This is a genomic window from Streptomyces sp. PL-29 (genome assembly GCF_058344425.1).
Window position 1 is genome coordinate 5,395,319 of record NZ_CP136996.1, and the last position, 17,025, is coordinate 5,412,343.

Genomic DNA, 17,025 nt, shown 5'->3' on the forward strand with positions numbered 1-17,025 from the left:
AGGGGGGGCGTGGATGGGGGCAGGGGCGTGCACCGGGCAGGAGTGCCGCGTCCACAGAGTACTGTAATGGTTATCGTTTTCATTAATGGATGAGGAGCACCACATCGTGGCGACCACACCTGCCCCCACGGAGCCCAGGAGCCGTCCACAGCAGACGCGTTCCGTCCTGCGCGACGTCGCCTTCCTGCGCCTGTGGGCCGGCACCACCGCCTCCGGGCTCGCGACCTGGGCTCTGCCCTTCGTACTGGGCCTCGCGGTCCTGGAGCGCGAACTGGGCGCGGCCGGCCTCGGCCTCGTCCTCGCGGCGCGCACCGCCGGCTTCCTCGCCGCCGTGGCCGTCGGCGGGGTGCTGGCCGACCGCCACTCCCGGCGGGCCGTCGTCCTGTGGTCGGCCCTGGCCGCCGCGGCCGCCGCGCCCCTCCTCGCCGCCGGACTGGGGCGCTCCCTGCTGCTGATGACCGCGGCCGCAGCCCTGGCCGGCGCCGGGCAGGGAGCCTGCCGCCCCGCCTTCCAGGCACTCACGGCCGAGGTCGTCGACGCCGGCCGCAGGCAGCAGGCCAACGCCGCGACGACCCTGGCCGTGCGCGCCTCCACACTGGCCGGGCCGGCCCTGACCGCGCTGCTCGCGGCCTTCACCGATGTCGCGACCCTGCTGCTCGGCATCGGCCTGCTCTGGCTGGTCGCCGCGCTCCTGCCGGGCCGGGGGTCCGCGTCCGGCGCCCCGGACGCGGACCGGCCGCAGCGCGCCTCGCTGCGCGCCGAGTTCGTCGACGGCATACGCGAGGCCCGCCGCCACCCCTGGTTCCTCGCGGGACTCGCAGGCCTGGTCGCCGTGATCGCGCTCGGCTACTCCGCCACCAGCGTCGCCCTGCCCCTGATCAGCCGTGACCGCTACGGCACCGAGTGGGTGCTGGCCGCCGCCATGACCGCCTACACGGTCGGCGCGCTCGGCGGGGCCCTGGTCACCGCCCGCTTCCGGCCGCGCTCCCAGGGCTGGGCCGCTTTCGCGGGCCTGGCGGCCTACGGCTTCGCGCCGCTGAGCCTGGTGCTCCCGGTCCACCCGGGCGTGGTCGTCGGCGCCTACGCGATCGCCGGGATCGGCATCGAGCTGTTCAACGTGCCCTGGTTCACCGCCACCCAGCGCGAAGTCGCCCCGGACAAGCTTGCCCGGGTCTCCTCGCTGGACTTCCTCGTGTCCTACGGCCTGGCCCCGGTGGGCCTGGCGCTCATCGCCCCGGCCATCGAGGTCTTCGGGGCGACCCCGGTCCTCGGCGTCTGCTCCGCGGCCTGCTTCCTGGTCCCCGCGGCGGCTGCACTGGTTCCCACCGCACGGCACTTCGGGCGGCCGCCGGCACAGCCCGCCGGCTGACTCCCGCAGCGGCGGCGCTCAGGGCCGCGAGCGTACAAGGGCGAAGACCGCCCCCTCCGGGTCCGTGACCGTGGCCTGCCGCCCGCGCATGCCCTCCCGGGGCGGCTCGACGACGCGCCCGCCGAGCTCCTCGACCCGGCTCGCGGCCGCGTCGGTGTCCGCCACCTCGAAATAGGCCAGCCAGTGCGGCCCCCGGTCGTGCGGCAGCGAACGGCCCACGCCGTGTACGGCGGCGACGGGCCGGCCCGCCAGGTTCAGGGTGAGGTGGTCGAAGTCGTCCGAGGCGGTGACGTGGGTCTGCGCCTCGTGGCCGAAGACGTGCTCGTAGAACTTGCCGACCGTCGAGGTGTCCTGGGTGATCAGCTCGTGCCAGACGGGGGTACCCGGCCCGCCGTGCGGCCGGGCGCCCAGGTGGTCCTGCGCCTGCCACAGCCCGAAGACCGCCCCCAGCGGGTCCGAGCAGATGGCCACCCGCCCCGCGACGCCGGCGTCCAGCGGCCCCACCGCGACCGTGCCGCCGCAGGCCCGGACGGATTCGGCGCTGGCGTCCGCGTCGTCCGTGGCCAGGTATGTGGTCCACGCCGTCGGAAGATGGCCGTCCGGCGGCATCTCGCCGATCCCGGCCACTTCGTGTCCGTCCAGCACGGCACGGACGTACGGCCCGAGCTGCTCGGGCCCGGGCACGTACTCCCATCCGAACAGGTCGGCGTAGAAGTCCTCGGTGCTCCCGAGGCCGTGCACCATGAGACTCACCCAGCACGGGGTGCCGGGGGTGCGCCGGGTCGCTTCCGCTGCCTCGGTCATGTCTGCCGTCTCCTCCGTCGTGCCGTCACCGGTGCTGATGGTTCCACTCCGGCGGACCCGGCGCTCCCCGACCGCGCCGCATTCCGGTGGTCCGGAACGGAGTTGACCGGAACCGGGTGCCCCGCTGATGACGGTCCTGTGACGCCGGTGCCGGGCGGGGAGGAAGATGGCCGCCATGAGTGCGAAGACTGCGATCCTTTCCGTTGCCGAACTGAGGAACGAGCTGGCGGGTGCCCGGCCGCCGATCCTGCTGGACGTCCGCTGGCAGCTCGGCGGCCCCGACCAGCGGCCCGCGTATGAGGCCGGGCACCTGCCGGGCGCCGCGTACGTCGACCTCGACCGTGAACTGGCAGGTCCGGCCGGGGCGGGAGGGCGCCACCCGCTCCCGGACGCGGAGGCCTTCGGCGCGGCGATGCGCAGGGCCGGGGTCTGCGCGGACGTGCCTGTGGTCGTGTACGACGGCGGGCAGGGCTGGGCGGCGGCCCGCGCGTGGTGGCTCTTGCGCTGGACGGGTCACCCGAACGTGCGAGTCCTGGACGGGGGCCTGGCCGCGTGGACGGCGGCGGGAGGCGGGCTCACCGCCGAACGGGTGATTCCGGACGAGGGCGATTTCAAGCCAACCCCCGGATCGCTCGGGCTGCTCGACGCCGACGCGGCGGCGGAGCGGGCGCGCGAGGGCGTGCTCCTGGACGCCCGTGCGGGGGAGAGGTACCGCGGCGAGGTCGAGCCGATCGACCCGGTGGGCGGGCACATCCCCGGCGCGCTGTCGGCCCCGACCACCGAGAACGTGGGTCCCGACGGCCGCTTCCTGCCGGCGGACGCGCTGCGGGCCCGGTTCGAGGCGCTCGGGGCCTCCGAAGGGACCGCGGTGGGCGTGTACTGCGGATCGGGGGTCTCCGGAGCCCATGAAGTGCTCGCCCTGGAGGTGGCCGGCATCGAGTCCGACCTCTATGCGGGCAGCTGGTCGCACTGGTGCACGGACCCGGCCCGCCCGGTGGCCACGGGTCCGGACCCCAGCTAGCCGGCCCGGGGCCGGGTGCCACCCGGCCCCGGGGGGCTACTCCTGCTTCTTGCGCCGGGTGCCGAAGACGATCTCGTCCCAGCTCGGCACCGCCGCACGGCGCCCGGGCCGGACCCCGTCGGCCTCGGCCTGCCGGTCGGTGGTGCCCGTCAGTCGGTCGCGGTGGCCCGCCACCGTACGGGGCATCAGGACGTCGGCGTACGCGGCGCCCGCGCCCGCCGAGGCGGCCGGGGCCGGCGGCTCCTCTGCCTCTGCTTCCGTGTCCGTCGGATCGGGGCGTTCCGGCACGACCATGTCGCCGCGGAAGCTCGGTACCGCCTCCAGCAGGCTGGTCAGCGTGTCCCGCTCCTCCTCCGGCTCCGGGACGGGCGTCGGCCGGGGCTCGACCCGCTCCAGCTGCCGGTCCAGGGTGCGATCCAGCGGCCGGTCGCGCGGCAGGCGCGCGATCCTCGGGACGAACGGGAAGCTCGGCTCCGGCGCGGCCGGCAGGTCCTCCGACTCGCCGATGAGCGAGCGGGCCTCGTCGTCCACGGCCACGACCAGCCGGCGCGGCGGGTCGTAGGTCCAGCTCGCCGAATGCGGCTCGCCGACGACCCGGTAGACCAGGAGGACTTCCCAGGTGCCGTCGTCGCGGCGCCAGGAGTCCCACTGGACGGAGTCCTTCTCGGCCCCACGCAGGGTCAGCCGCTCCTGCACGGCCTCGCCGAGCTGCGGCCCGGTGTTCTCGCCGGGGCGGCGCACCGGGGTCTTGCGGGCGCGCTCGGCCATGAAGGCGCGTTCGGCGAGCACCGGGCCCTCGAAGCGGCGCACGCGGTCGACGGGGATGCCGGCGAGCTGGGCGACCTCCTCCGCGGTGGCACCGGCTCGTATCCGGGCCTGGATGTCACGGGGGCGGAGGTGGCTCTCGACCTCGATCTCGATCTGGTTCAGGCGTGCGCGGTCGTTGCGTACGGCAGCTCGAAGCCGCTCATCGATCGGAAGCGTGTACTCCGTGCTGTCCGCAGCCTTGAGCACCAGTCGTGTGCCGTCATTGGAGACGGCCACGACACGCAGTTCGGGCATGGGGACCTCCCGGGTGGTGCCTGCCGACGTCACGTGCGTCGCTGCTTCCGCTAGTCGAGTGTGGCCTGCCCGGGTGCAGCCTGCCACAACCTTGCCGAGTTAAACCGGCGTGTCGGGCATGCGCCCTTGATCGCCGTTATGGCACGGTTACCTGTTGGGCACGCACAGTGACCACATGGTTACCGTGCGCAGCAGGGCCCGTGCAATGTCGCGACATCACCGGTCTTCGAGTGCCGCTTTCCGTCAGCCGGCCCCCTCTCCCGGATCCGGACAACCGAAAGGAAGGACAGACCCAGGGCTCGCCACAGTACTCCATTCGGGCCACCTGGGGAGACCGCCGCGCCGCCGAACTTTCCCCGGGCGGCGCGTGTTCGGCTGCCCGCTGTCGGTTCCCACCAGCGGTCGTCATCCGGGCGCGGGTGTCCTGCTTCACAGAATCACCCGAAACGGAACTATCCCCTTCGCTCAGCTGTCAGTAACTGCTGAAAGAGCAGAAGACACGAGAGGTCGGGCACACAGGGGATGGCGATGGGTCAGAAGACGACGGGTGGCGCCGGGACCGAACCGGCGGGAAGGAAACTCGACCTGAGCGTGGCCCAGGTCGCCGGATCCTCCCTCGCCACCGTCGCGGCCGCCCTGCTCGCGTCGACGATGGGCGTCTACGGAACCATCCTCGGCGCCGGGGTGGTCAGCGTCGTCGCCACCGCGGGCGGACCCGTCATCCAGCACCTCTTCCGGCGTACCGGCGACCAGCTGCGCGGCAGCACCCGGCCGAAGACCCGTCAGGTACCGCCGCCCCGCGGGCAGGAGGGGGCGGCGGACCCCGGGGCGGCGGACCCCGGGGCGGCGGACGCCGGGGCGGCGGAGGAGTTCGGGCGGCCCACCGTGCACGGCACCCGGATGCGCGGATGGAAGCGCACCGCGGTGGCCTCCGGCGCGGCCTTCGCCGTCGCCATCGGCGGCCTCGGCACCTACGAGGCGATGGCAGGCACCTCCGTCAGCAGCGACGGCGGCACCCTCTTCTCCGGCGGAACCCGCAAGGCCGGCGAGGAGCACCCCGCCCCGTCCCGACGCGGTCCGGCCGGTGGGGAGGACGAGCGGGGGAGCGGCGCCGACACCCCCGGCCCGGGCGGCTCCCCGAACCCCTCCCGTCCGGGCGGGAGCCGGAGCCCGAGCGCGGACCCCGGGCCGTCGCGCTCCGGCGAGCCGGCGCCCGGCCCGTCGGTGCCGACGCACGGACCGGCGCCCGCCCCGACGCCGTCGGCACCGGACCCGGTGCCGACCCCGGGCGCCGAGGGCAGCACGCCGCCGTCACCGAGCGCCTCCTGACCCGCCTCAGCTCCCGAGGACCCGCCGCAGGTAGTCGTTGCCGAAGACCCGGTCCGGGTCGAGGCGGTCCCGCAGTGCGGTGAACTCCCCGAAGCGCGGGTAGATCCGCGAGAGGTGGTCCGCGTCCCGGGTGTGCACCTTGCCCCAGTGCGGGCGTCCACCGTGCGCGGTGAAGATGCGCTCGGCCGCGGTGAAGTAGGCCTGGTACGGGGTGCCCTTGTACATGTGCACCGCGATGTAGGCCGTGTCGCGGCCGGAGGCCGTCGACAGTGTGATGTCGTCTGCCGGAGCCGTCCGCACCTCCACCGGGAAGCTGATCCGCAGCCGCGAGCGGTCCACCATTGCCCGGAGCTCCCGCAGTGCTCCGACCACGGCCTCGCGCGGGAGGGCGTACTCCATCTCCACGAACCGCACCCGGCGCGGGCTGGTGAACACCTTGTACGGGATGTCCGTGTAGGTGCGCGCCGACAGGGCGCGGCTGGCCACGCGGGCGATGGAGGGGATGGTCGCCGGGACCGCGCGGCCCAGCGTGTTGACGGCCTGGAAGAGGCCGTTGGAGAGCAGCTCGTCCTCCACCCAGCCACTCACCGGTCCGGGCGGGGAGGCGGGGCCCTGGCTGCGGTTGTTGCGCTTGGTGTTGCAGTTGCCGGTGTGTGGGAACCAGTAGAACTCGAAGTGCTCGTTCTCCGCGAAGTGCTCCTCGAACTCAGCGGTCACCCGGTCGAAGCCCATGGGCTCCTCACGGGCGGTCAGGAAGAAGAGCGGCTCCACCGCGAAGGTGATCGCGGTGACGATGCCGAGCGCGCCGATGCCCACCCGGGCCGCCGCGAAGACCTCGGGATTCTCCTTCTCGGAACAGGTCAGCAGCCGGCCGTCGGCGGTGACCAGTTCCAGGGCGCGGATCTGGGCGGCGATGGAGGCCGAGTCGCGGCCGGTGCCGTGGGTTCCGGTGCTGGTGGCGCCGGAGACCGTCTGCTCCATGATGTCGCCCATGTTGGTGAGCGAGAGGCCCTCGGCGGCGAGGGCCCGGTTCAGGTCCTTGAGGGCCGTGCCCGCCGCGACCGTGACGGTCCCCGCGGCGCGGTCGACCGACCGGATCCCGGCCAGGGCCTGCGGCCGGACGAGGACCCCGTCGGTCGCGGCGGCCGCGGTGAAGGAGTGGCCGGTGCCGACCGCCTTCACCCGCAGTCCGTCCTCGGCGGCCCGGCGGACCGCCTCCTGGAGCTCCCCGACCGATGCCGGGGTCACCACGCGGGCGGGTGTGGCGGTGATGTTGCCCGCCCAGTTACGCCACGCGGTCGCCGTGCTGCCGTTCCGTGCTGTCGCCGTCCCCATCGGTTGCTGGCTCCTCCCCTTGCGCCGGCCTCGTCAGCCGGCGGTATCCCGCGAACGCAACCGCCGCCGCGGCCGCCCCCGCCGAGAGGGAGACGACGTACCCGGTCCGCGCGCCGGCCGCGTCGACGACCCAGCCGGTCACGGAGGACCCGAGCGCGATACCGACCGCGAGGCCGGTGCTGATCCAGGTCATGCCCTCGGTCAGCTTCGCGTGTGGTACGTGCGCCTCGATCAGGGCCATCGTGGTGATCATCGTGGGAGCGATGGCGAGGCCCGAGACGAAGAGCGCCACGGCCAGAAACGGAAGGTTCCCGGCCAGTAGGAGGGGGATCATACTCACGGCCATCGCACAGATGCCCAGTACCCAGCGGGGTTCGGCCCTGCCCTTGAAGTGGATCAGACCGAAGGCAATGCCCGCGAGGCAGGATCCGGCCGCCCAGATGGCCAGGATGAAGCTGGCGGCGGACTTGTGGCCCTGCTCCTCGGCGAAGGCCAGCGTGGAGACGTCGATGGAACCGAAGATTGCGCCGGTCGCCACGAACGTGGCCGCCAGGACCTGCAGACCGGGGGAGCGCAGGGCCGAGGTGCGGTCCCCGTCCACCTCGCGCGGGTGCGGCGCGGGCTCGGTGGACCGCTGCGCCGTGAGCAGCCAGACGCCGACCAGCAGGCACACGGCGGCGATCAGTGGACCGGCCTCGGGGAACCAGGTGGTGGACAGCCCGATGGCGAGGATCGGGCCGAAGATGAAGCACACCTCGTCGACGACGGACTCGAAGGAGTAGGCGGTGTGCAGATCGCGCGGGGAGTCGCGGTAGATGGTGGTCCACCGGGCCCGGACCATCGAGCCGACACTGGGCACGCAGCCGGCAACAGCCGCGCAGACGAAGAGGGTCCAGTCGGGCCAGCCGTTCGCAGCGGCCACCAGCAGGAGGGCGACCGCGCCCACGCAGATCAGGGTGGCGGGCCGCAGGACCGCCCGCTGTCCGTGCTGGTCCACCAGGCGGGACACCTGAGGGCCGATCACGGCCGCGGCGAGTGCGAGCGTCCCGGTGAGGGCGCTGGCCATCGCGTAGCGTCCGGTGATCTCGGAGATCATGGTCAGGATTCCGACACCGACCATGGATATCGGCAGGCGGCCGATCAGGCCGGCGGCACTGAATCCCTTGGTGCCGGGGGCCGCGAATATCGCGCGGTAGGGACTGGGCAAGGGCCCTCCGTAAGGGACGAGATCAGCCCGTACAGATTACGGCGGTCGACCGGGCGCCGCACGGGAGAATTTCCGGGAACCGGAACTTAGGCTCACCTTACCTGTGTCGGAGTCCGCCTCGCGGACAGGGCAGTTCTCCCGGGAGCGGGCCGGGTGGCAGGATTCGAGGCATGTCAGACCAGTTCCGTACCCACGGCGCCGGCTCCGCCGCCCCGTACGACGCACTCCTGCTGCTCTCCTTCGGCGGGCCCGAAGGACCCGACGACGTCGTGCCGTTCCTGGAGAACGTCACGCGCGGCCGCGGCATCCCGCGCGAGCGGCTCAAGGAGGTCGGGCAGCACTACTTCGGCTTCGGCGGGGTCAGCCCGATCAACAGGCAGAACCGCGAGCTGCTCGACGCGCTGCACAAGGACTTCACCGAACACGGGCTCGACCTGCCCGTCTACTGGGGCAACCGCAACTGGGCCCCGTACCTGGACGACGTGATGCGCCAGATGGCCGCCGACGGGCGCCGACGCATCGCCGTGCTCGCCACCAGCGCGTACGCCTCGTACTCGGGCTGCCGCCAGTACCGCGAGAACCTGGCCGACGCCCTGGCCGCGCTGGAGCGGGACGGCGTGGAGCCGCCGCGGGTCGACAAGCTGCGGCACTACTTCAACCACCCCGGCTTCGTGGAGCCCATGATCGACGGGGTGCTGGCCTCGCTCGACGCCCTGCCCGAGGAGGTGCGCGCCGGGGCGCACCTCGCCTTCACCACGCACTCCATCCCGACCGCCGCAGCCGACACCTCCGGCCCCGTCGAGGACCACACCGAGGGCGGTGAGGGCGGCGCGTACGTCCGGCAGCACCTCGACGTCGCCCGGGTCGTCGCCGACGCGGTCGCGGTGCGCACCGGTGTCGCCCGCCCCTGGCGGCTGGTCTACCAGTCCCGCAGCGGTGCCCCGCACATCCCGTGGCTGGAGCCGGACATCTGCGACCACCTGGAGGCCCTCCGCGCCGAGGGCGCCCCCGCCGTCGTCATGGTCCCCATCGGCTTCGTCTCCGACCACATGGAAGTCCTGTACGACCTGGACACCGAGGCCACGGCCAAGGCCGCCGAGCTGGGCCTGCCCGTCGCGCGCTCCGCGACCGTGGGCGCCGACCCGCGTTTCGCCGGGGCCGTCCGCGAACTCGTGCTGGAGCGGGCCGCCAAGGAGCGGGGCGAGGCGGCCGGGGAGTGCTGGGTGGGCACGCTGGGACAGAGCCACGACCTGTGCGCGGTGGGCTGCTGCCCGGCGCGGGCCCCACGGCCGGCCGCCGCGGGCGCGGACAGCCCGTACGCCTAGGAAGAGGAACCGTGATCTCCGAAGAGCTGAAGGCCGAGCTGCTGGACGTCGGCATGGATGCGGCCCGTCAGGCCGGAGCGCTGCTGCGCGACGGCCGGCCGGCCGACCTGGCGGTGGCGGCCACGAAGACCAGCCCGATCGACGTGGTGACCGAGATGGACATCGCCGCGGAGAAGCTGATCACCGGCATCCTCGCCGAGCGGCGGCCCGAGGACGGGCTGCTGGGCGAGGAAGGCGCCGACACCCTGGGGACGAGCGGGGTGCGCTGGGTCGTCGACCCGCTGGACGGCACCGTGAACTACCTCTACGGGCTCCCGAGCTGGGGCGTGTCCATCGCTGCCGAGTACGGGGGCGAGACCGTGGTGGGCGTCGTGGCGGCGCCGATGCGCGGGGAGGTCTACCACGCCGTGCTCGGCGGCGGCGCCTGGCTGGGCACGGCCCGCCTCTCCTGCCGTCCGGCGGCCCCGCTGGACCAGGCGCTGGTCGGGACCGGCTTCGCCTACGTCCAGGCCCGGCGGGCGCACCAGGCCGGCGTGGCACAGCGGATCATCCCGCTGGTGCGGGACATCCGGCGGGGCGGCTCGGCGGCCCTGGACCTGTGCGACGTGGCCGCAGGGCGGCTCGACGGCTACTACGAGCGCGGGCTGAACCCCTGGGACCTGGCCGCCGGCGACCTGATCGCCCGGGAGGCCGGCGCCGTGACCGGCGGCCGACCGGGGGAGCCGGCCTCGGGCGAGCTGGTGCTCGCCGCCACCCCGGCCGTCTTCGCCTCGCTCCAGCCGCTGCTGGAGGAGGCCGGGGCCTGGCACGACTGAGCCCCGTACCGCACCTGCAGCTGGACCCCGGCCGCCCGAAGGGGGCGGCCGGGGTCCATGTCGTCCCGGAGCCGGTGCTCAGCGGCCGCTCGGCGGCCGGTCGGCGCGGCGGCCGGTCAGCAGGCGGGCGCGGCGGCCGTGACCGGGACGCCGTGCTCGGCGGCCAGTCGCTGGAGGTCTTCCAGCTCCGCCTGTTCCACTTCCGCGAGGAAGTCGTCACCCGTCTCGCGGGCGTGCCTGAGATCCGACTGCGTGGCCCTGATGCGCTGCAGGAGACCCGCGGTGAATGCGTCCATGATGGGTTCGCCCCCTCTTCGTGGGTCGGCGGCGGCACGGGGCAGTACCGCCGTCAGGGAGTGGATGGGGTGTGCTCACGTCCTCCCCGGCACACTGGGCGCAGAAACCTCTCCCGGCCGGGGAATCCCCACTTCCGCCCCGCAGGCCCCTCCCTGGCCCGCCTTACAGCCGGTTTACGGCCGAAACGGGCAGGATGTACGACGCAACAACGTGTGCCCTTTTGGGCTCGGAGGAAGGAAACGACGTGCGCGTACTCGTCGTCGAGGACGAGCAGCTGCTCGCCGATGCGGTGGCCACCGGCCTGCGCCGGGAGGCCATGGCCGTGGACGTCGTGTACGACGGCGCCGCCGCCCTGGAGCGGGTCGGCGTGAACGACTACGACGTGGTCGTGCTCGACCGGGACCTCCCCCTTGTGCACGGTGACGACGTCTGCCGGAAGATCGTCGAGCTCGGGATGCCCACCCGTGTGCTGATGCTGACCGCCTCGGGCGACGTGAGCGACCGGGTGGAGGGCCTGGAGCTGGGGGCCGACGACTACCTGCCCAAGCCGTTCGCCTTCACCGAGCTGACCGCCCGGGTGCGGGCGCTCGGGCGGCGGACCACCGTCGCGCTGCCGCCCGTACTGGAGCGGGCCGGGATCAAGCTGGACCCGAACCGGCGCGAGGTGTTCCGCGAGGGCAAGGAGGTGCAGCTGGCGCCGAAGGAGTTCGCGGTGCTGGAGGTCCTCATGCGCAGCGAGGGGACCGTGGTCTCGGCCGAGCAGCTGCTGGAGAAGGCCTGGGACGAGAACACCGACCCGTTCACCAACGTGGTGCGCGTGACGGTGATGACCCTGCGCCGCAAGCTGGGCGAGCCGCCCGTCATCGTGACGGTGCCCGGCTCCGGATACCGGATCTGACCACGTGGCGACCACCCCGGCCCCACCGACGGCGCCGCCGAAGCCGACCTGGGACCCCGGACAGCCCGAGGGTCCCTTCCCGTGGCTGAGGCCGACCATTCGGATACGCCTCACGCTGCTGTACGGCGGGATGTTCCTGATCGCGGGCATCCTGCTGCTGTCGATCATCTACCTGCTGGCGGCCCAGGCCCTGCGGCAGGGCTACGCCATGCCCTTCCAGATCGTCGGCGGACAGAACGTTCAGGTCGCCAGCACGGCCTGCCCCGGCGTGGGCATCGGACAGTCGTACGAACAGTTCAACGCGGCGATCGGCAAGTGTGCCCTCGAGCAGCGCAGGCACGCCCTGGACGACCTGCTCAGCCGCTCGCTGATGGCCCTGCTGGGCCTGAGCATCATCGCCTTCGCCTTCGGCTACGCGATGGCCGGCCGGGTGCTCTCGCCGCTGGGCAAGATCACCCGTACCGCCCGCCGGGTGGTCGGGTCCGACCTCACCCGGCGCATCGAGCTGGACGGGCCGGACGACGAGCTCAAGGAGCTCGCCGACACCTTCGACGAGATGCTCGACCGCCTGGAGCGGGCCTTCACCGCCCAGCAGCGGTTCGTCGCCAACGCCTCGCACGAGTTGCGGACGCCGCTGGCGATCAACCGGACCCTGCTGGAGGTGCACCTGTCCGATCCGGGCGCCCCGGTGGAGCTCCAACAGCTCGGCAAAACCCTGCTCGCCACCAATGAGCGCAGCGAGCAGTTGGTCGAGGGCCTGCTGCTGCTGGCCCGCAGCGAGAACCAGATCGTCGAGCGCAAGCCCGTGGACCTCGCGGAGGTCGCCTCGCGCGCCGTCGACCAGGTGCGGGGCGAGGCCGAGGCCAAGGGTGTGGAGATCCGCGGCGAGCGCGGGCCGGCCGTCGTCCAGGGCAACGGAGTCCTGCTGGAGCGGATCGCCCTCAACCTGGTGCAGAACGCCGTCCGGTACAACGTGCCGGAGGGCGGCTGGGTGGAGGTCACCACCGAGGCCCAGCACGGCCAGGCGGTGCTCCTGGTGTCGAACACGGGTCCCGTGGTTCCCGCGTACGAGGTGGACAACCTCTTCGAGCCGTTCAGGCGGCTGCGTACGGAGCGTACGGGCAGTGACAAGGGTGTCGGGTTGGGCCTGTCGATCGCGCGCTCCGTGGCGCGCGCACACGGCGGCCGGATCCAGGCGACGCCCCGGGAGGGCGGTGGCCTCGTGATGCGTGTCACTCTGCCCTGCTGAGACCACCGCCCCGTGTTCGCTTTTGGCTGAATACTTGGCCCCTGAACCCAGCACCTCCTGTGTGATCGATCACAGTCGGCGGTGTCCGGCCCTGTGCGTTCGGTGACTCGGGGGCGGCCGGAACGCCCGGGAAGTCCGGGTTTCCGGCCCCTCGAATGGCGGGAAATACACGGGGTGGCGTTTGTGCAAGACGGCGCCCGGACCGTGTACGGTCCCGGTCGTCATCCCAGCCGATCGCCCCTTCGGGCGGGCGGCTGGGTGTCGATTGAGTAACAGACCTTGATGTGAGGCAAAATCTCCGCCTCAGGTCGGGCACAAGTCCGGCCTCTCGTGCGTTACGTGCGCTGAGACACCGCTAACACCCAGAGGGGGAGAGCGAAAAATGGCAACGGACTACGACACTCCGCGCAAGACCGACGACGACGTCGACAACGACAGCATCGAGGAGCTCAAGGCTCGACGCAATGAGAAGTCGTCCTCGTCCGTCGACATGGACGAATTCGACTCGGCCGAGAGCCTGGAGCTTCCCGGTGCGGACCTCTCCAACGAGGAGCTCGCCGTCCGGGTCCTGCCCAAGCAGGCCGACGAGTTCACCTGCATGAGCTGCTTCCTGGTGCACCACCGCAGCCAGCTGGCGCGCGAGAAGAACGGTCAGCCGATCTGCCGCGACTGCGACTGAGAGGTGTCGGCCGTGACTGGCTCGACACCCTTTCGGAAGCGTGTCTTCCGAAAGCAGGGTGATCCGGCGGAGACGCAGGCGGTGACCACGGACCCGGAGACGGGTCTCGAAGCCGCCCCCGGCGACTCCGCCAGTGCGGCGCTCGCCGCTCCCTCCGACGCGGCTTCGGCGGCGCCGGTCGCGGAGTCCGGCGAGGGGTCCCGGCGCGGTGGCGGGAGCCGCCGGCTGCAAGCGGTCAGGAACGGAGTGCGCAAGGGCGGCGAAGGCGTGCGCGGCGCCGCCCTCTACGTCACCGACAGGATCATCGAGAACGCTCCGCGCGTCCCGGTCCGTGACCTCGCGACGCTGCGCGCGCAGTTCCCCGGCCTCGGACCCGAGCAGCTCGCCGACAAGCTGATCGCGGGCGCCACCGCGGCCTCGGCGACCGTCGGCGCCAGTATCGGCGCGGCGGCCATGCTGCCCGTGCCGCCCGCGATGCCCGCCGAGCTCGCGGCGGAGATCACCGGAGTCGCGGCGATCGAGCTGAAGCTCGTCGCGGAGCTCCACGAGGTCTACGGCCAGCGGCCGCCCGGCAACCTCAGGGAGCGGACGTTCGCCTACCTGACCGCGTGGACGGAAGAGCGCGGGGTCGACCTCACCAAGCCCACCACGCTGAACGCCGCGCTCGGCGGGCAGATGAAGCGCGAATTGCGCCAGCAGATCACGAAGCGGATGTTCCGCAGCCTGCCGAACCTCATGCCGTTCATGGTGGGCGCGGCGGTCGGAGCGGTCATGAACCGCCGCGACACCCGCAAACTCGCCGAGAAGGTCCGTGGAGACCTGCGCCGACAGGCGGTGGCCTGGGAGGCCCTGCGCGCCCTGCCGCCCCTGGAACGACCCGTGGAGCCCCTTCCCGAGGCCACCAGGGCAGCCCTGGAGGGTCCGCGGTACTTCACGCGCGACTGACGCGTTCGGCGGCCGGCCGCCCGGCACTGCGGGGCCGGCCCCTCAGGCCGCCCGCGCCGCACGCAGCGCCGAGACCAGGGCCTCCGGCTCGCGGGTGGAGACGTAGACGTACGGGGTCGGGTCGGCGGGGTCGGTGACCTCGACGCGCACCGCCGTCGGCACGTAGCTGCGCATCAGCATGAAGGCCCGGGGGTCCGCCTTGTAGGTGCGCCAGGCGCGCGCCTCCTCGGTGTCCAGGATCTCGGGCTCGCCCAGCGCCGACACCGGGATCCGGGCGTCGCCGACGGCCAGCGCACCGTTCACCACGCGCACGCGCGCGGAGCCGTAGGAGCTCACCAGGAACCCGGCCAGCGCCGTCCCGCCGACGAGGCCGGCCAGCAGGGGCATGGTGCCCAGGGGCAGCAGCATCAACGCGCCCGCGAGTCCGGTCAGGACGGCGATGCCCCACCAGGAGCGGGGGGCGGTCAGGCGTTCGTCGTGGTGCGCGGTGGAGGGCTGCATGTGCTCAAGCCTGCCACGAGGCGACCGGCGGGTAGCCGCGCGGGTAAGGTCTGCGGCTGTGAGTGGACGAAACACAGCGTTGACGCCCCCGGCCGATGCCGTCGCACCGGTCCGGCATCCCGACGCCCCGGCACCCGGTGAGCTCCTCGGTGCCCATTACGAGCACTGTTTCGGCTGCGGCGGGGGCCAGCCGCACGGACTCCACCTGGAGGCCCGCGCGGGCGAGGGCGTGCGCATCACCGCCGAGTTCACCGTCAGGCCCGCGCACCAGGGCGCGCCGGGGCTCGCCCACGGCGGGGTGCTCGCCACCGCACTCGACGAGACGTTGGGCTCTCTGAACTGGCTGCTGCGCGTCATCGCGGTGACCGGACGGCTGGAGACGGACTTCGTGCGGCCGGTGCCCGTGGACACCGTGCTCCACCTGGAGGCCGAGGTCACCGCCGTCGCCGGCCGGAAGATCTACTGCACGGCCGTGGGTCGGATAGGCGGGCCGGAGGGCCCGGTCGCGGTCCGCGCCGACGCGCTCTTCATCGAGGTGAAGGTCGACCACTTCATCGACAACGGACGGCCCGAGGAGATCCAGGCGGCGATGGCCGACCCGGACCAGGTCAGGCGTGCACGCGCCTTTGAGGTGAATCCCTGATGTCCCTGAGCAACAACGGATCCCGCCGCGACGTCGACGTGTTGCTGCGCCGCGTCGATCCGGAGGTTCCCATTCCGGCGTACGGGCACCCCGGCGACGCCGGCTGCGATCTGGTCACCACCGAGGCCGCCGTGCTGGAGCCCGGTGAGCGCGCGGTGCTGCCCACGGGGGTCGCGATCGCCCTGCCCGACGGGTACGCGGCCTTCGTGCACCCGCGTTCGGGGCTGGCCGCGCGCTGCGGGCTCGCGCTCGTGAATGCCCCGGGGACGGTGGATGCCGGGTACCGTGGAGAGATCAAGGTGATCGTGGTCAATCTCGACCCTCGCGAGAGCGTCCGGTTCGAGCGTTTCGACCGCATTGCCCAGCTGGTTGTCCAGCGGGTCGAGAAGGTGCGCTTCCACGAGGTGGCGGAACTTCCCGGCTCGGCCCGGGCCGAGGGGGGCTTCGGCTCCACCGGCGGTCATGCGGCCGTGGCCGGATCCGGGGCTGGTCAGCAGGGTGGGAATGGCTACGCTTCGGTCGTTACCGACCGGGAAGGACAGTGACGTGTTCGGACGTCGCAAGAAGAACGACTCCGCCAAGGACGGCGGCGCGGCCGAGCAGGTCGTAGACGGCGTCGCCGCCGCTGAGCAGGACGACACGGGCGAGTCGGACGGCGCTGCCGCGCCGCGCCGGATCAACCTGCCCCCGGCCCCGCGGCCGGACGGCCCCTGGGACGTCTCCGAGGTGCCCGGCAACCCGACCGACGGCCGGGTCGACCTGGGCGGCATCTTCGTACCCGGTGTCGACGGCATGGAACTGCGCGTCGAGGTGGCCGGGGACGCCATCGTGGCCGCCACCGTGGTGCTGGGTGACAGCGCCGTGCAGCTGCAGGCCTTCGCCGCCCCCAAGAAGGAGGGCATCTGGGGCGAGGTCCGCGACGAGATCGCCGCGGGCATCACCCAGCAGGGCGGCATCATCGACGAGGTCCAGGGCGCACTGGGCTGGGAACTGCGTGCGCAGGTCCCCGTCCCGCTGCCGGACGGGCAGACCGGTGCCCAGTTGGTCCGCTTCGTCGGCGTCGACGGCCCGCGCTGGTTCCTGCGGGGCGTCATCTCCGGCCAGGGCGCGGTGCGCCCCGAGTCGGCGGGCGTGCTGGAGCAGATCTTCCGGGACACCGTCGTCGTCCGCGGCGACGGCCCGATGGCCCCGCGCGACCCGATCGTCCTGAAGCTCCCGAACGACGCCCAGATGGTGCCGGACGGCGTGCAGACGGAGGACCAGGAAGGCTCCCGCTTCGGCGGCGGCATGGGCCAGCTCGACCGCGGCCCGGAGATCACCGAGGTCCGCTGACCCGCCGACCCCGGACGGCCCCCGCGCACAGGGGGGCGCGTCGTGTTCCCGGCCGGTGGGCCCCCTCCTTCGGGGCGGGGCCCACCGGCTCTCGCGCGCCCGGGGCGGAGCCCGGCGCTCCGGATCGGGCCCCTGGCGGAGTTCCGTCAGAGATCCGTCAGGGATCGGCCCCGGGGCCGGGACGGGTGCCGGCCCGGACCGGACGTCCCCGAGA

The 17,025-nt window shown here is 73.0% G+C and carries 18 protein-coding genes; 12 read left to right on the plus strand and 6 right to left on the minus strand.

Annotated features, from left to right (window positions below; all coding sequences use genetic code 11):
* Window positions 1-85: 85 nt before the first annotated feature.
* Entirely contained in the window at window positions 86-1,369 is a 1,284-nt protein-coding gene (locus R4Z63_RS24835; RefSeq protein WP_384455895.1) for an MFS transporter, read from the plus strand.
* 18 nt (window positions 1,370-1,387) lie between these two features.
* Here R4Z63_RS24835 and R4Z63_RS24840 read toward each other — a convergent pair whose 3' ends face one another.
* Complete coding sequence (locus R4Z63_RS24840; RefSeq protein WP_384455892.1) at window positions 1,388-2,173, minus strand: VOC family protein; 786 nt, start codon at window positions 2,171-2,173, stop codon at window positions 1,388-1,390.
* A gap of 175 nt (window positions 2,174-2,348) precedes the next feature.
* Between R4Z63_RS24840 and R4Z63_RS24845 the strand changes: the two genes are divergently transcribed.
* A complete protein-coding gene (locus R4Z63_RS24845) occupies window positions 2,349-3,194 on the plus strand; it encodes a sulfurtransferase (RefSeq protein WP_384455889.1) in 846 nt (281 codons plus the stop codon).
* Window positions 3,195-3,230: 36 nt separating this feature from the next.
* Here the strand turns inward: R4Z63_RS24845 and sepH are convergent, their stop codons facing one another.
* Window positions 3,231-4,256: a septation protein SepH gene (sepH, locus tag R4Z63_RS24850; protein WP_037929652.1), complete on the minus strand. Its 1,026-nt coding sequence runs from the start codon at window positions 4,254-4,256 to the stop codon at window positions 3,231-3,233.
* Window positions 4,257-4,784: 528 nt separating this feature from the next.
* Here sepH and R4Z63_RS24855 point away from each other — a divergent pair.
* Entirely contained in the window at window positions 4,785-5,585 is an 801-nt protein-coding gene (locus tag R4Z63_RS24855) for a hypothetical protein (RefSeq protein WP_384455885.1), read from the plus strand.
* A gap of 6 nt (window positions 5,586-5,591) precedes the next feature.
* Here R4Z63_RS24855 and R4Z63_RS24860 read toward each other — a convergent pair whose 3' ends face one another.
* Together R4Z63_RS24860 and R4Z63_RS24865 are read right to left on the minus strand one after the other, a co-directional pair.
* A complete protein-coding gene (locus R4Z63_RS24860) occupies window positions 5,592-6,920 on the minus strand; it encodes a D-arabinono-1,4-lactone oxidase (RefSeq protein ID WP_384455882.1) in 1,329 nt (442 codons plus the stop codon).
* Window positions 6,871-8,127: an MFS transporter gene (locus tag R4Z63_RS24865; protein WP_384455879.1), complete on the minus strand. Its 1,257-nt coding sequence runs from the start codon at window positions 8,125-8,127 to the stop codon at window positions 6,871-6,873. The genes R4Z63_RS24860 and R4Z63_RS24865 overlap by 50 nt, the downstream gene beginning before the upstream one ends.
* 170 nt (window positions 8,128-8,297) lie before the next feature.
* Between R4Z63_RS24865 and R4Z63_RS24870 the strand changes: the two genes are divergently transcribed.
* A complete protein-coding gene (locus R4Z63_RS24870) occupies window positions 8,298-9,452 on the plus strand; it encodes a ferrochelatase (RefSeq protein WP_384455876.1) in 1,155 nt (384 codons plus the stop codon).
* An 11-nt stretch (window positions 9,453-9,463) separates the two neighbouring features.
* Window positions 9,464-10,267 carry an inositol monophosphatase family protein gene (locus tag R4Z63_RS24875; RefSeq protein ID WP_384455873.1) on the plus strand — a complete coding sequence of 268 codons (804 nt, stop codon included), beginning with the start codon at window positions 9,464-9,466 and terminating at the stop codon, window positions 10,265-10,267.
* A 116-nt stretch (window positions 10,268-10,383) separates the two neighbouring features.
* On the opposite strand, the gene R4Z63_RS24880 is transcribed toward R4Z63_RS24875, so the two are convergent.
* Entirely contained in the window at window positions 10,384-10,563 is a 180-nt protein-coding gene (locus tag R4Z63_RS24880) for a hypothetical protein (RefSeq protein WP_037929641.1), read from the minus strand.
* Window positions 10,564-10,808: 245 nt separating this feature from the next.
* Between R4Z63_RS24880 and R4Z63_RS24885 the strand changes: the two genes are divergently transcribed.
* The 4 genes from R4Z63_RS24885 to R4Z63_RS24900 all read left to right on the plus strand — a co-directional run bounded on the left by R4Z63_RS24885 (window position 10,809) and on the right by R4Z63_RS24900 (window position 14,335).
* On the plus strand, window positions 10,809-11,462 hold the full coding sequence (locus tag R4Z63_RS24885) for a response regulator transcription factor (RefSeq protein WP_030008767.1): 654 nt from the start codon (window positions 10,809-10,811) through the stop codon (window positions 11,460-11,462).
* 4 nt (window positions 11,463-11,466) lie between these two features.
* Window positions 11,467-12,711, plus strand: a complete 1,245-nt coding sequence (locus R4Z63_RS24890; protein ID WP_384452197.1) for a sensor histidine kinase — start codon at window positions 11,467-11,469, stop codon at window positions 12,709-12,711.
* A 382-nt stretch (window positions 12,712-13,093) separates the two neighbouring features.
* A complete protein-coding gene (locus tag R4Z63_RS24895; protein ID WP_030036261.1) occupies window positions 13,094-13,390 on the plus strand; it encodes a DUF4193 domain-containing protein in 297 nt (98 codons plus the stop codon).
* 12 nt (window positions 13,391-13,402) lie between these two features.
* Window positions 13,403-14,335 (plus strand): hypothetical protein, encoded by a 933-nt coding sequence (locus R4Z63_RS24900; RefSeq protein ID WP_384452193.1) that lies wholly within the window; start codon window positions 13,403-13,405, stop codon window positions 14,333-14,335.
* 42 nt (window positions 14,336-14,377) lie between these two features.
* Here R4Z63_RS24900 and R4Z63_RS24905 read toward each other — a convergent pair whose 3' ends face one another.
* Entirely contained in the window at window positions 14,378-14,836 is a 459-nt protein-coding gene (locus tag R4Z63_RS24905; protein WP_384452190.1) for a DUF3093 domain-containing protein, read from the minus strand.
* A 58-nt stretch (window positions 14,837-14,894) separates the two neighbouring features.
* Here R4Z63_RS24905 and R4Z63_RS24910 point away from each other — a divergent pair, with 58 nt between their 5' ends.
* Genes R4Z63_RS24910 through R4Z63_RS24920 form a run of 3 tightly spaced genes read left to right on the plus strand, consistent with a single transcriptional unit; the run spans window position 14,895 to window position 16,811 of the window.
* Entirely contained in the window at window positions 14,895-15,479 is a 585-nt protein-coding gene (locus R4Z63_RS24910; protein WP_037929631.1) for a PaaI family thioesterase, read from the plus strand.
* Window positions 15,479-16,024, plus strand: coding sequence for a dUTP diphosphatase (gene dut, locus R4Z63_RS24915; protein WP_037929629.1), 546 nt, complete (start codon window positions 15,479-15,481; stop codon window positions 16,022-16,024). The genes R4Z63_RS24910 and dut overlap by 1 nt, the downstream gene beginning before the upstream one ends.
* A gap of 1 nt (window position 16,025) precedes the next feature.
* Window positions 16,026-16,811: a DUF3710 domain-containing protein gene (locus R4Z63_RS24920; RefSeq protein ID WP_037929626.1), complete on the plus strand. Its 786-nt coding sequence runs from the start codon at window positions 16,026-16,028 to the stop codon at window positions 16,809-16,811.
* The last annotated feature ends 214 nt before the right edge of the window (window positions 16,812-17,025 follow it).